This is a genomic window from Parabacteroides sp. PF5-9 (assembly GCF_029893105.1).
In the GTDB taxonomy this organism is placed as follows: Bacteria; Bacteroidota; Bacteroidia; order Bacteroidales; family Tannerellaceae; genus JARXWG01.
Window position 1 is genome coordinate 12,313 of sequence record NZ_JARXWG010000025.1, and the last position, 14,721, is coordinate 27,033.

Annotated in this window: 10 protein-coding genes; 9 read left to right on the forward strand and 1 reads right to left on the reverse strand. The window is 41.9% G+C overall.

Features of this window, described 5'->3' with window-relative positions:
• The first annotated feature begins 43 nt into the window (after positions 1 to 43).
• The 5 genes from M2135_RS13065 to M2135_RS13085 all read left to right on the forward strand — a co-directional run bounded on the left by M2135_RS13065 (position 44) and on the right by M2135_RS13085 (position 7,587).
• Positions 44 to 3,376 carry a TonB-dependent receptor gene (locus tag M2135_RS13065; protein WP_280748962.1) on the forward strand — a complete coding sequence of 1,111 codons (3,333 nt, stop codon included), beginning with the start codon at positions 44 to 46 and terminating at the stop codon, positions 3,374 to 3,376.
• A gap of 176 nt (positions 3,377 to 3,552) precedes the next feature.
• On the forward strand, positions 3,553 to 4,317 hold the full coding sequence (locus M2135_RS13070; protein ID WP_280748963.1) for an AAA family ATPase: 765 nt from the start codon (positions 3,553 to 3,555) through the stop codon (positions 4,315 to 4,317).
• Positions 4,318 to 4,394: 77 nt separating this feature from the next.
• Positions 4,395 to 5,276, forward strand: a complete 882-nt coding sequence (locus M2135_RS13075) for a ParB/RepB/Spo0J family partition protein (RefSeq protein ID WP_280748964.1) — start codon at positions 4,395 to 4,397, stop codon at positions 5,274 to 5,276.
• On the forward strand, positions 5,273 to 6,004 hold the full coding sequence (locus M2135_RS13080; RefSeq protein ID WP_280748965.1) for a DUF5683 domain-containing protein: 732 nt from the start codon (positions 5,273 to 5,275) through the stop codon (positions 6,002 to 6,004). The genes M2135_RS13075 and M2135_RS13080 overlap by 4 nt, the downstream gene beginning before the upstream one ends.
• 11 nt (positions 6,005 to 6,015) lie before the next feature.
• On the forward strand, positions 6,016 to 7,587 hold the full coding sequence (locus M2135_RS13085; protein ID WP_280748966.1) for a lytic transglycosylase domain-containing protein: 1,572 nt from the start codon (positions 6,016 to 6,018) through the stop codon (positions 7,585 to 7,587).
• Here the strand turns inward: M2135_RS13085 and M2135_RS13090 are convergent.
• On the reverse strand, positions 7,584 to 8,489 hold the full coding sequence (locus M2135_RS13090) for a CPBP family intramembrane metalloprotease (RefSeq protein WP_280748967.1): 906 nt from the start codon (positions 8,487 to 8,489) through the stop codon (positions 7,584 to 7,586). The two genes, M2135_RS13085 and M2135_RS13090, sit on opposite strands and share 4 nt — an antisense overlap.
• 415 nt (positions 8,490 to 8,904) lie before the next feature.
• Here M2135_RS13090 and tig point away from each other — a divergent pair, with 415 nt between their 5' ends.
• From tig to recQ, 4 genes are all read left to right on the forward strand, one after another.
• Positions 8,905 to 10,257 carry a trigger factor gene (tig, locus tag M2135_RS13095; RefSeq protein ID WP_280748968.1) on the forward strand — a complete coding sequence of 451 codons (1,353 nt, stop codon included), beginning with the start codon at positions 8,905 to 8,907 and terminating at the stop codon, positions 10,255 to 10,257.
• A gap of 178 nt (positions 10,258 to 10,435) precedes the next feature.
• Positions 10,436 to 11,098 carry an ATP-dependent Clp endopeptidase proteolytic subunit ClpP gene (gene clpP / locus M2135_RS13100; RefSeq protein ID WP_280748969.1) on the forward strand — a complete coding sequence of 221 codons (663 nt, stop codon included), beginning with the start codon at positions 10,436 to 10,438 and terminating at the stop codon, positions 11,096 to 11,098.
• Between the two features lie 83 nt (positions 11,099 to 11,181).
• Positions 11,182 to 12,414 carry an ATP-dependent Clp protease ATP-binding subunit ClpX gene (gene clpX / locus M2135_RS13105; RefSeq protein ID WP_280748970.1) on the forward strand — a complete coding sequence of 411 codons (1,233 nt, stop codon included), beginning with the start codon at positions 11,182 to 11,184 and terminating at the stop codon, positions 12,412 to 12,414.
• A 31-nt stretch (positions 12,415 to 12,445) separates the two neighbouring features.
• Positions 12,446 to 14,626, forward strand: coding sequence for a DNA helicase RecQ (recQ, locus tag M2135_RS13110; RefSeq protein ID WP_280748971.1), 2,181 nt, complete (start codon positions 12,446 to 12,448; stop codon positions 14,624 to 14,626).
• The last annotated feature ends 95 nt before the right edge of the window (positions 14,627 to 14,721 follow it).

The window sequence follows — 14,721 nt, forward strand, 5'->3', positions numbered from 1 at the left end:
TGCGACAATTATAAACAATAACTATACTTAGTTCATTATCCACATGGAAAAGAGTCGGCTATTGCCTATTATTCTATTTCTCTTTTTGTCTATTTCTACCACTATCCACGCTCAAGTAACGACAGCGACGATCAACGGCCAGACACAGGAATTCTCCGGAAATTATTTAGTCGGAGTAAACATTAAAGCGACCCATACTCCTACAGGAACAGTTTATTATACCATTTCGCAACAAGATGGTACTTACCACCTGAACAACCTTCGCATAGGTGGCCCATACACAATCGAATACACCTATATCGGCTTCAACAAAGAGACCAGAACCGGTATCGATCTGACATTAGGAGAAAATGTCAGACTAAATATCATCATGCAGGAAAACACCCAGGCCTTAGAAGAAATAACCATTACTGCCGACCGAAACGCCGTCATCTCAAGAAGCCGCACCGGCGCGCAGGAGACTATAACCAGGGATAAATTAGATAAATTACCGACCATAAACAGGGCTTTGGCAGATTTCATAAAATTAACTCCGCTCAGTAACGGTATGAATTTCGGAGGTATCTCCTACCGTTTTAATAATATTACCATAGACGGAGCCTCTTTCAACGATTCGTATGGTTTAAGTCCTGCCGCCACGCCAGGATTAGGAGCAGCAGGTATTGAACCGATCTCATTGGAGTCACTCGAACAAATCCAGGTCATGATTGCGCCATACGATGTCAGAAACGGTGGATTTACGGGTGCCGGGGTTAACTCTGTCACAAAATCAGGATCCAATGAATACCAGGCATCGGTCTATATGTATACCAAAAGCCCGTCTTTAAAAGGGTACCGGGTAAAAGATGAAATATTGAGTGTGAAAGAGTTCTCTAATCACCAATACGGAATTAGTCTTTCAGGACCTATTATCAAAAACAAACTGTTCTATTTTGTCAACGCCGAGATGGATCGCATTGAGGAACCGATCACTTATACCACAGAAAATTCGGTTGTTACGGAGAGTGATCTACTAGATATCAGTCAGTTTCTATATGACAATTTCAATTACAACCCGGGAAAATACAATGTAACAAAAAAAGAGACATATGCCGATCGCATAACAGCAAGAGTCGATTGGAATATTAATCCTAAAAATGCGTTAAGTATCAAGTATTATTACCTCAAATCGTATGCAACAAGTACTCCCTCCCCTTCCGGAGCTCCGGCGAACGGCAGAGGACCGAATGAATATGCGATACCTTTTTCATCCACATTCTACAGAAGCAATAACAACTTCAACATCTGGATGGCCGACCTCAACACCATTATCAACGACCGGATGAGCAACTACCTAAAAATCGGCTTTTCCCGCCTACGTGATTTCAGAGACATGGATGGAGGATACTTCCCGCAGGTAGATATATTAAACGATGGGAACCAAGCGTATACCACATTCGGAACAGAAGCCAACTCATACAACAACATGATCAACACAGATCTCTGGCAAATACAAAATAACTTTGTCATGAATCTGGGCAAACATCAGATAACCATAGGCACACAAAGTGATTACAGAGCATTTAAGAACGGGTATGCACAAAATTATCCGGGCGCATGGGTATTTAAAACAATCGATGATTTTAAATTCAACGTCAGAGCCACACAGGATTATCTGAAGAACAACAATGGCAATATCAACGGCTTTGACATCCGCCATTTCGACCCTGCAGATTATGGATACGCATCTACAGTAACAGGTATTACCAATTCGGCCTCTACCGGCAATCAATATTATCAACAAAAATATGCGATCGGCAATACGTTTCCTTTCTCCGAAGTCAAAGTGTTTCAGATCGGATTGTATGCACAGGACAGATGGATTATAAGCAATAAACTGAATCTAACATTGGGATTACGCATAGATATCCCTCTATTTGTCACAGACCTTCCATCGAACGATCGCGTGGCGGCCGAAACTTATCGGGATGGCATAAAAATCGATGTATCCAAATATCCCAATGCCAAACCTCAGTTTTCGCCAAGACTTGGATTCAACTACCAACCACTGGATGACAACAAACTACAAATCCGCGGAGGTTCGGGATTATTTACCGGAATGCCGCCATACGTCTGGATAGGCAATCAGGCCGGTAATAACGGTGTATTATTCGGAGATATCAATTATTCCGGAGATGATTTAGCCAAATTAGGGTTTACCGGCAGTTTTGACACCTACAAACCAACAGACGGCACCCCTTCACGTGCAGATATTTCGATAACTGATCCGGATTTCAAATATCCCAATCTGTGGAAAAGCAATATTGCTGCCGATTATCAATTTTACGATGGCTGGATAGCTACCGTAGAAATGCTCTATTCAAAAGATGTAAACGCTATTTATCACGACAATATCGGCATCATAAAAACCGAACATAAAGTCAACGACGGAAGTCCGGCTATGGATCGACCGTTCTATAACGGGTATTACAGTAATATGGAAGGAAATCAGCGAGCGGCCTACAACGTTGTGATGTTGCGCAACACAAATAAAGGTTATGCTTTTTACACCACTTTCCAGTTACAGAAAACTTTTAAGACAGGCGTCCTGAAAGGATTCGCTTTAAATGGCTCCTATACGATCGGCAAAGCCAAAAGCGTAACCGATGGCTCTTCCTCTGTTGCCATGTCGTCCTGGAAATACCGCCCGGCTTTAGATCCGAATTCACAAGAACTGGGATACAGCGCCGCCTCTTTCAACGGAAGAGTTCTGCTTTCAGCATCCTATACGGCGAATTGGAGTAAATATGCAGCAACAAATTTCGGTTTGATTTACCAGCGTTACCGTCCTTTCCGCTATACCTACTCCTACAATGGTGATGCAAACGGTGACGGACAATTTGCGAATGATCCGATTTATATCCCCAGAAATTTTGATGAAGTAAAAGATCATTTATTACCTGACGGTTTTGAGTCGCAGGAGGAAGCGTGGCAAGCCATGGATCGATTCATCGAACAGGATCCTTATCTGAAAAAACACAGAGGAGAATATGCCCAACGTAACGGAGCATCAGCCCCTTATGCCAATCAGTTGGATTTAAGCATCTCTCATGACATCAGAGTGTTTCAAAACAACGGACGTCCGCATACACTACGTTTCAGCTTTGATATCGCCAATTTCCTGAATCTGATCAATAAAGACTGGGGCGTTCAGCAAACAACCACTTTAGGCAATCAGCAATACCAGTTCCTCGAAGTGGATAAAAACAAACCCAGTGCAGCCAACAATTATACGCTTAAGTACAAAATGCGTAATAACCTTTCTGAGACATTCAGGGATAATATGACAGACGTCTCCTGTTGGCAAGTGCAATTCGGAATTAAATACATTTTCTGACAAACGGTCTCTCCAGCCCATTTTGCAGAAGAGATGCGAACAAAACGATATATCTTTGTAAGTTATCAACAGTTTGGGTGACTTTTCAACAAAACGGTTAAAAGTTTTAAACCAAGTGATTCTCAATCTATAGAGAATCATTAGTTTTGTCCCCCGAATAAATTAAGGAAATAGTAATGGGAAAAATTATCGCTTTAGCGAATCAGAAGGGAGGGGTTGGAAAAACAACCACAGCAATCAATCTGGCGGCATCACTTGCTGTTCAAGACAAAAAAGTGCTGGTCGTTGATGCAGATCCACAAGCCAACGCATCCTCCGGTTTAGGTATCGATATCCGGAAAGTTAAACTTTCAATCTACGAATGCCTGGTCAATGGGAACGATGCCAAAGAGGCTATTATCCCGACTGAAGTAGAAGGATTAAAAATTATCCCTTCACACATCGACTTGGTTGGTGCGGAAATTGAGATGTTAAATATGGATAGCCGGGAAAAAATACTAAAAAGTGTTTTAGTCCCCTTAAAAGAGTTCTACGATTATATCCTGATAGACTGCTCTCCTTCATTGGGTCTGATTACCGTAAATGCGCTTACAGCAGCCGATTCAGTCATCATTCCTGTACAATGTGAGTATTTCGCCCTTGAAGGGATCAGCAAACTGCTTAATACCATTAAGATTATCAAATCGAAACTCAACCCGTCACTCGAGATTGAAGGCTTCTTATTAACGATGTATGATTCACGTCTGCGTTTAGCCAATCAGATCTACGAAGAGGTGAAACGACCGTTCCAAGAGTTGGTTTTCAATACCGTTATCCAACGCAACATCAAACTCAGCGAAGCTTCCAGTTATGGAAAACCTGTCATACTATATGATGCAGAGTCTAAAGGGGCTTTGAATCATATCCAGTTAGCACAGGAATTAATTAGTAAAAATAGTTGACAAAAATCATTAATTGGTTTCCGGTACAGATACAGGCTAACCGTATTATACTTATTTTTGTACATTAAGAATAGATTATGGCAGTAGGAAAAAAGTCAGCACTTGGCCGTGGATTAGATGCGTTGATAACAATGGATGACCTGACAACAGGCGGATCATCGTCTATTAGTGAGATAGAACTGAGCAAAATACAACCCAACCCCGACCAGCCCCGTACCGTATTTGAGGAAGAGACACTGGAAGAACTGGCTACATCGATCCGTTCACTTGGAATCATTCAACCGATTACACTAAAAGAAATTGGTACGGATAAGTATCTGATCATATCCGGCGAACGCCGTTATCGGGCGTCCCTAAAAGCCGGACTCGAGAGAATCCCCGCCTATATCAAAACAGCAGAAGATGAGAATGTGATGGAGATGGCGTTGATTGAGAATATTCAACGCGAAGACCTCAACTCCATTGAAATTGCTTTGGCGTATCAACGACTACTCGATCAATATGGGCTGACCCAGGAACGTTTAAGTGACAGGGTAGGAAAAAAACGAACAACGATTGCCAATTACCTCCGTCTCTTAAAACTTCCCGCCGATATTCAGATGGGGATTAAAGATAAAAAAATCGATATGGGTCATGCACGTGCATTGATCTCTGTTCAGGATCCCGAAGTGCAATTGGCTCTATACGAACAAATACTGGAACAAGGATTCTCTGTGCGTCAGGTAGAAGAGTTGGTTCGCGGCACAGCCGACAACAACAATGCCAAACCGGAAATAGAGAAATCCCGTAAACAAAAGATGTCTGAAGAGTTTGATTTACTCAAAGACCATCTCTCACAATTTTTACAAACGAAAGTACAATTATCCTGTAACGAAAAAGGAAAAGGAAAAATTACTATTCCATTCAACTCTGAAGAAGAATTGGAACGATTGATCGGACTACTGGATAAATTGAAATGAAAAACAGTATCATCCTCCTGCTGATCCTCCTGTTCTCCTTTCCTTTTGGAATAAAGGCACAGGAACTTCGGGTGGAGTCCCCTGATTCTATAACTATTGAGGCCTCCAATTCGAACGAGGCCTTTTTGTCTTTACCCGACAGCAGTATCAGTTCCGCTACAGACTCCATTATACAGGATGTACTGACAAAAGGCAACACATCCGAAATACCTGTTATTAATCCGAAAGCCACCTTTATACCGAATCCGACAAAAGCCACTTTACTGGCCATTGTTCCGGGATTAGGACAAATTTATAACCGCAAATACTGGAAACTACCGCTTGTCTATGGAGGATTAATGGGTTGTGTATACGCCGTAACCTGGAACAACACCAACTATCAGGATTACAAACAAGCCTACTTCGACGTCTTATCGAGCGATCCTGAGAAAAACGACAGCTGGAAAGACTTTGTCTCCTGGGGAGAAGATCCTGAAACAGCCAAAAACAGTTCTGCTTTTTGGGACAGACTGAAAAGACAAAAAGATTATTTCCGGCGTTACCGGGATTTAAGTATTATCATTATGGTAGGCGTTTATGCGATTTCTATTATAGACGCATATGTCGATGCCCAACTATTCACATTTGATATCTCTCCTGATTTATCTATGCATGTCGAACCCGTTTATATGCCGAAAACTCCCTACAACGGACATACATACGGTATCAACTGGAGTGTCAACTTTTGATTATTATCCTTATGAAAAAACAGCTATTTATACTTTTAGGCCTTTGTTGTTTTACTCTTCTCTCCCATGCACAAAATTTGGTTGAGTCGTCCGAAACAGAATTCAGCGAAGAGCAAACCGACGAAGAGTTGCAATACTCCACCCTCTCGGAAGATTCCGATATTACTGCCGAAATCGGCCTCATCCCGGAAAGTCTGGATGCCAATGTAGACAGCCTTCTCCATTCATGGCATGTCCAATATTTCAGTAAACGAGATGATTTCTGCCACGACGACGAGTCCAATGTCTTTTTCCCCGATTCGATCTATATAGACCGATTGCAAAGCATGCCCTGTATCATTCCTATGACTTATAACAATATTGTCAGAAACTGCATCGATATCTATGCCGAACGGCGACGTAGCCTGATTCGCTATATGCTGGGAATGGCCGATTTCTATTTCCCGATCATCGAACAAATTTTGGACGAACACGGTCTGCCACATGAACTGAAATACTTAACCATTGTGGAAAGTGCGCTAAACCCAACCGCCCTCTCCCGGGTTGGAGCAAGCGGGATCTGGCAATTTATGCTGCCGACAGGGAAAAACTACGGTTTGGAGATCAACAGCCTGGTCGACGAACGCCGCGATCCGGTGAAAGCAACTCATGCCGCCTGCCGCTATTTTAAAGATATGTATGCGATCTATGAAGACTGGCAGCTGGTCATCGCCTCCTACAACTGCGGCCCCGGAAATATCAATAAAGCGATTCGCCGGGCGAATGGGAAAACCGACTTTTGGGACATCTACCCCTATCTCCCCCGCGAAACCCGTTTGTATGTACCCCTGTTTATTGCGGCAAATTACATCATGACTTATCACTGCGATCATAACCTATGTGCGGTAGAAACCAACCTCCCTTTAGCCACCGATACGGTAATCGTCAACAATATGCTTCATTTTGAACAAATAGCAGATATACTCGACATCAATATCGAACAATTACGTGTATTGAATCCGCAATATCAACGCGACATTGTTCCGGGAAACACCCGCCCTTCCATCCTCAAACTACCCGTAAGAGATACGTATACATTCATTGACAAAGAAGATACGATCTACACCCATCGAGCCGAAGAGTTATTAGCCCATCTCCGCCCAATCAATAGTCCGGAGGGGAATACTTCCAAAACAGCGACCCGTGAAAAAATCACCCATACGGTGCTCAATGGCGAAAACCTGTATACAGTAGCCAACCGCTATGGTGTGACTGCCAAAGATATCCGCAAATGGAATGGTTTAAGATCCAACCGTGTTGCTAAAGGACGACGACTCACATTATATGTAGATAACGGAGGAGTCAGCTTTGCTTCCAATACAGCCAAAAAGACAACACCTTCCACAGCTGCCACACAAAAAGAATCCACTTTAGAGAAATCCGAAGGCGGTTATATCACCTATATTGTTCAATCGGGAGATTCACTCTATTCGATCGCAAGAAAATACCCAGGCATCTCGGCTACGACGATTCAACACGCCAACAACCTTTCGAATTCAAGAATCCATCCCGGCCAGAAACTCAAAATCCCTGCAGCCGGTTAATTCGAACAGTTTAACACCTTTTTTAATCGGCCTGTCAAAAGCCAAAAGAAAAGAAAAGAAACAACAGCGATTAATGTAAATGGTAATAGTTCGACCTCTTCGGCTTCGCCATTGAGATAAGGGTTATTTTTCAATGTATCATCGCTCATCACCAGGATAGCAAACGTATTGTTGGCAAAATGGGCAAATATCGGAACCCATATATTTTTACTCCAAAACAATAAATAGCCCAAATAGGCTCCTATCATCATCCGGGGGATCAATCCAAAAAACTGCAGGTGAATCGCACTAAAGACAAAAGCGGCAATCCAGATCACCCAATGATGGTTCAACCCCCATTTTTCAATTACCCGTTGCAATGCACCCCGAAAAAAGAACTCTTCGGTCACTCCCGCAGCAACACCTATCACTAAAACATTAAACAACAAAGATACGATATCCGTATCTGCCAGTAACAGCTTGGTCAGATCCCCCGCCGCCTCTTCCTTGGCACGCATCCAATGTTCCACAGGCTCCATAAAAGCCGGAAATTCCATCTGCCGGTTCAACATTTCCGTCAGTCCGATCATCGGAGACAAAAGCAACATGGAGACAAAAACAAGTAAAATCACGCGCAGATTCGGACAACGCCCAAGAGAAAGATATTTCGCCGGTTCTTTACTGCACAGCCAGGACATCCCCAAGGCCGGCAAAAGGAAAATCCCGACAGCAGATATCAGCTGAACCCACCGCAACATATGAGGATATTTGTACAGATCGGCCGTCCATCCGTAAAATGGATAAAAAATCAAAAAACCGATTAAAGAAGAGAAAATCATCCCTATCAAAACCAATGAAATCAATACAAACAATTGACTCCATGCCGATTTGTCGGCAAAAATACCCTTCAGTTTCATATGCATATAATAGCTAAAATTTGACCAAAGATAGAGAGAAGTTTTTTAGGGATCGTCATCATTCCTTGGTTTATTCTGCAACTATTTTTCCAATTAACTGACATACTTTTCTGTTACACGTAGGTCTGTTTTCTGTTAGAGGTACGTCTAAAACAATTTAGAGGTACGTCTAAATCTGTTTAGAGGTACGTCTAAAATCATTTAGAGGTACCTCTAACAAAAAACTCATTTAGACGGAACACTTATTCGTCGCTTATCAGTGAGAAAAACGGCCGTATAACTTCAAATTATGCACCCATTTTTCATACAATTAACGAATCGTGCCGACAAATTCCCCGAAGCATTTGCGAGATTGAAAGAATAAATCTAATTTTGCAGGCTAAATCCGGAAGGAGTAAAACAATTAAATAAATCATTCATAATGAACGTTTCGCTTAAAAACAATGATGCCGTCAGTGGTATTATTACTTTGGAAATTGCAAAAGCTGATTACACCGAGTTGGTAGAAAAGAATTTACGCAACTACCGCCAGAAAGCAAATATACCAGGGTTCCGTAAAGGAATGGTTCCCATGGGTATGATCAAAAAAATGTATGGCAAATATGTCTTGATTGAAGAAGTAAACAAACTTGCTTCTGAGAACTTGTATAAATACATCCGTGAAAACAAGCTGAATCTTTTAGGTGAACCCATTCCGAATGAGACTGAACAGAAAACGATCGACTTCGACACACAGGAAGATTTCGAATTTTGCTTCGATATTGCTTTAGCTCCGGAAATCAACATCACGCTGAACAAACGCGACAAAGCACCTTATTATCAAGTGATCATCGATGAAGATATGATCAATAAACAGGTTGATTCGTATCGCTCAAACTTCGGCAGTTATGAAAAAGCCGACAATGTTGAAGAGAGAGACATGGTCAAAGGAACTGTTGCCGAACTGGAAAATGGTTCTCCGAAAGAAGGAGGAATCGTTGTAGAAGAAGCCGTCTTGATGCCGATGTACATCAAAGAGGAGTCGGAAAAAGGAAAATTCATTGGAGCGACAGCCAATAGCGTGATCGTTTTCAATCCGCACAAAGCCTACGAAGGAGCAGAAACAGAGATCGCTTCATTCCTGAAAATCGATAAAGAAAAAGTGGCCGAAGTAACCGGTGATTTCAGTTTTGAAATAAAAGAGATCACCCGTCATAAAGATTCCGAATTAAATCAGGAACTGTTCGACCGCGTGTTGGGCGAAGGAGTTGTCGCTTCAGAAGAAGAATTCAAAGCCAAAATAAAAGAGATACTTGCCGGACAATTCACTCCGCAAAGTGACTATAAGTTTTTGCAAGATATCCGTCAGGTACTGTTGAAAAAAGCGGGTGAACTGACTTTTGCCGATGATATTCTGAAACGTTGGTTGTTAATGGCTAACGAAAATAATACAAAGGAGAAAATCGAAGATGATTATCCACAGATTATTGAAGACCTGAAATATCAGCTGATAAAAGAACATCTGGTAAAAACAAACGAGTTGAAAGTAGAAGAGGCAGATATAGAAGAGTTGGCCAAGCGTGTTGCACAATCTCAGTTTGCCCAGTACGGCATGCTCTCCGTTCCCGACGATATTCTGACGAACTATGCCAAAGATCTGTTGAAAAATAAAGACACTTTACAAAATGTTATCGACCGTGCCATTGAAGACAAGCTGGCCACCTGGTTGAAACAACAGATCAAGTTAGAAGAAAAAGAGATCACAGTAGACGATTTCAACAAGCTTTTTGAATAAACTATTTTTCGAAAGAAGTTTTTCTTAAGAAAAAGAGGATTTCTCTCTAAAAAATACCTTTGCGGACAATAAATAAATTGTTTCTTTAAGAAATTTATTTATAACTTTGTTTTCCGTTAAGATTTTAGGAGAAATCCTCTTTTTATGTCTTTACGGAAATAATCAGACAATAAAAGATATGGAAGATTTTAGAAAATATGCGACAAAGCATTTAAGGATGAGTGGTACGGCTCTTGACAGCTATATGAAGATCACCAGCAGTTACATCTCGCCGACGATTATTGAAGAACGTCAGTTGAATGTAGCACAAATGGATGTATTCTCCCGGTTGATGATGGATCGCATTATCTTTTTGGGCACACAGGTCGACGACTACACTGCCAATGTGATCCAGGCTCAACTGCTCTATCTTGATTCCAGTGATCCGGGTAAAGACATCTCGATCTATATTAATTCACCGGGAGGATCTGTTTATGCCGGATATGGCATATACGACACCATGCAATTCATTGGTAGTGATGTCTCTACGATCTGTACCGGAATAGCAGCATCGATGGCCTCCGTATTGCTGGTTGCCGGCACAAAAGGAAAAAGATTCGGACTGAAACATTCACGCGTGATGATCCATCAACCGCTGGGAGGGACTCAGGGACAAGCCTCTGATATTGAAATCGCAGCACGTGAAATAATCAAAGTCAAAAAGGAATTGTATACGATCATTTCAGAACACTCAGGCAAACCGTTTGAAGATGTTGAGCGAGATAGCGACCGCGACTACTGGATGACTGCCGTCGAAGCCAAAGAGTACGGTATGATCGATGAAGTTTTAATGCGCAAGTAATCAATATAAAATATAGGTGCATCAAAAACATTCGCGTTTTTCAGGATGTTTTTGATACACCTTCTTAAAAAAACAAAGACTCTATGGCCAAAACAACAGGTGATTCATGTACGTTTTGCGGAAGAAACAGTAAGGATGTTAAACTATTGATCAATGGACTTTCAGGTGCGATTTGCGATGAATGTACACTACAGGCATACGAGATCGTTCAGGAACAAACGACCTCAAAACAGAGTTCATTCCACATCGACCAGAAAGAACTCCCCAAACCAGGAGATATCAAAGCTTTTTTAGACCAATATGTAATCGGACAAGATGAAGCCAAACGATATCTTTCTGTCTCTGTATACAACCATTACAAACGTTTACTTCAGAAAGTGACCTCCGATGATGTGGAGATTGAAAAGTCCAATATCATTATGGTAGGTGCTACGGGAACAGGAAAAACATTGTTGGCACGTACAATAGCCAAATTATTACATGTTCCCTTTACCATTGTCGACGCGACCGTACTGACTGAAGCGGGTTACGTCGGTGAGGATATCGAAAGTATCCTGACACGCTTGTTGCAGGCCGCTGATTACGATGTCGAGGCTGCCCAAAGAGGCATTGTCTTTATTGATGAAATAGATAAAATTGCCCGTAAAAGTGATAACCCTTCGATCACACGCGATGTCAGCGGTGAAGGTGTACAACAAGGATTATTGAAACTACTCGAAGGATCCATCGTGAATGTCCCTCCACAAGGAGGTCGTAAACATCCCGAACAACGTATGATCGCGGTAGATACCAAAAACATTTTATTCGTTTGCGGAGGAGCTTTCGACGGTATTGAGAAAAAAATCGCCCAGCGCCTCAATACACGCGTAGTGGGTTATGCTGCCAGCAAAGAAACAGCTACTGTAGACAGAAATAATCTGTTGAGATATATTACTCCGACAGATCTGAAATCATTCGGGCTTATTCCCGAAATCATCGGACGTTTGCCGATTTTAACCTACTTAAATCCGCTGGATCGCAACACCTTACGCAGCATTTTGACCGAACCGAAAAATTCGATCATCAAACAATACAGCAAATTGTTTGAAATGGATGGGATAAAGATTATCTTTGATGAAGCGGTCTATGAATTTATTGTTGATAAAGCATTAGAATTCAAACTGGGTGCACGCGGACTCCGCTCCATTGTTGAAGCTATTATGATGGATGCCATGTATAGTATGCCGTCGGAAGAAAAGAAAGAGTTACACGTCACACTGGAATATGCCAGGGTCAAATTTGAAAAATCGGATGTTAACCGCCTACAAGTCGCATAGTTAACCGGTTCATTATTTTAAGATACTAAGAATGGTAAAAAAGGACTATTTATCTGAAAAACTCAAATTACATTTTGGCTTCGATACATTTAAAGGGAATCAAAAGCCAATCATCGAAAATGTATTAAACGGCAACGATACTTTTGTGTTGATGCCTACCGGAGGCGGAAAATCGTTATGTTACCAGCTACCCTCTTTATTGATGGAAGGAACAGCTATCGTGATCTCTCCATTGATCGCCCTGATGAAAAATCAGGTCGATGCCATGCGTAACTTCAGCGAAGAAGACGGAATAGCCCACTTTATCAATTCGTCACTCAATAAATCAGCGATCGATCAGGTCAAAGAGGATATTTTAGGCGGCCGGACAAAACTATTGTATGTGGCTCCGGAGTCATTGACCAAAGAGGAGAATGTCGATTTTCTACGTCACATACCTATCTCTTTCTATGCTGTAGACGAAGCACATTGTATTTCGGAGTGGGGACATGATTTCCGCCCCGAATACCGACGCATCCGCCCGATTATTAACGAGATAGGCAAACGTCCGTTAATCGCCCTTACAGCTACGGCTACCCCCAAAGTACAACACGATATCCAGAAAAACCTGGGAATGATCGATGCGACCGTATTCAAATCATCATTCAACCGCGAAAATCTTTACTACGAAGTACGGCCTAAAACCAACACAGTGGATAAGGATATCATTAAATTCATTAAGTCGAACGAGGGGAAATCGGGAATCGTTTATTGCTTGAGCAGAAAAAAAGTTGAAGAATTCAGTGATATACTCAAAGCAAACGGTATAAAAGCATTGGCTTATCATGCCGGGATGGACTCTCATGTCAGATCATCCAATCAGGATGCATTCCTGATGGAGTCGGCTGATGTGATTGTGGCGACCATCGCTTTTGGTATGGGCATAGATAAACCGGATGTCAGATATGTGATCCATTACGATATCCCCAAAAGCCTGGAGGGGTATTATCAAGAAACCGGCCGAGCCGGTCGCGATGGCGGTGAAGGACACTGTATCGCATTTTACACGTACAAAGACCTTCAGAAACTCGAAAAGTTCATGCAGGGAAAACCTGTAGCCGAACAGGAGATAGGCAAGCAATTGTTACTCGAGACAGCAGCTTATGCCGAAACGGCCGTCTGCCGTAGAAGAGTTTTATTACATTATTTTGGAGAAACCCATGATGTCGAGAATTGTGGTAGTTGTGATAATTGTTTGAACCCCAAAAAGCAAGTGGAAGCAAAAGATTTATTAGTAGCAGTGCTAGAGGTTGTCAGCACACTCAAAGAAAAATTCAAAACCGAATATATCGTAAATATGCTAACAGGAACGGAAACGTCCGAAATGCAGTCGTATAAACATAATGAATTGGAGGTATTCGGTTCAGGTCAGGATGAAGATGAAAAAACCTGGAATGCCGTTATCCGGCAAGCGTTAATTGCAGGGTATCTCACTAAAGATATCGAGAACTACGGCCTATTAAAGATCACCAAAGAAGGTAAAAACTTTCTGGCAAAACCGGTCTCTTTTAAGATCACAAAAGATAATGAATTTGAAGAAGAGGATGAAGAACCTCCAGTTCGTGGCGGAGCATCCGGAGCTGTAGACCCGGCTCTCTATTCCATGATGAAAGATCTTCGTAAGAAATTATCTAAACGTCTTGAAGTGCCTCCTTTTGTCATTTTCCAGGATCCTTCTCTGGAAGCTATGGCGACGACTTATCCGATCTCACTGGATGAACTGCAGAATATTCCCGGAGTTGGAGCAGGCAAGGCAAAACGTTATGGAAAAGAGTTTGTCGAACTAATCAAAAGACACGTTGAAGAAAACGAAATCGAACGGCCGGAAGACCTGCGTGTTCGGACGGTGGCCAACAAATCAAAACTGAAGGTCTCAATCATTCAGCGTATCGACCGGAAGGTAGCGTTAGATGAAATAGCCCTGACAAACGGATTGGAATTTTCAGAACTGTTAGATGAAATAGAAGCAATCGTTTACTCCGGTACCCGGATCAATATCGACTACTTTATCCAGGATGTCATGGATGAAGATCATGTGGAGGATATTTATGAGTATTTTAAAGACTCTGAGACCGATGATCTGGAAGACGCCATAGAAGAGTTGGGAAGCGACTATACGGAAGAAGAGATCCGATTGATCCGTATTAAATTCCTATCAGAAATGGCCAACTAAGACAAATAAGTATCAGATAGATTGATCAAAAGGCTGTCCAAAAACAAAATTGGATAGCCTTTTTCTGTACATCATCTACGTTTTATAAAAAAGAA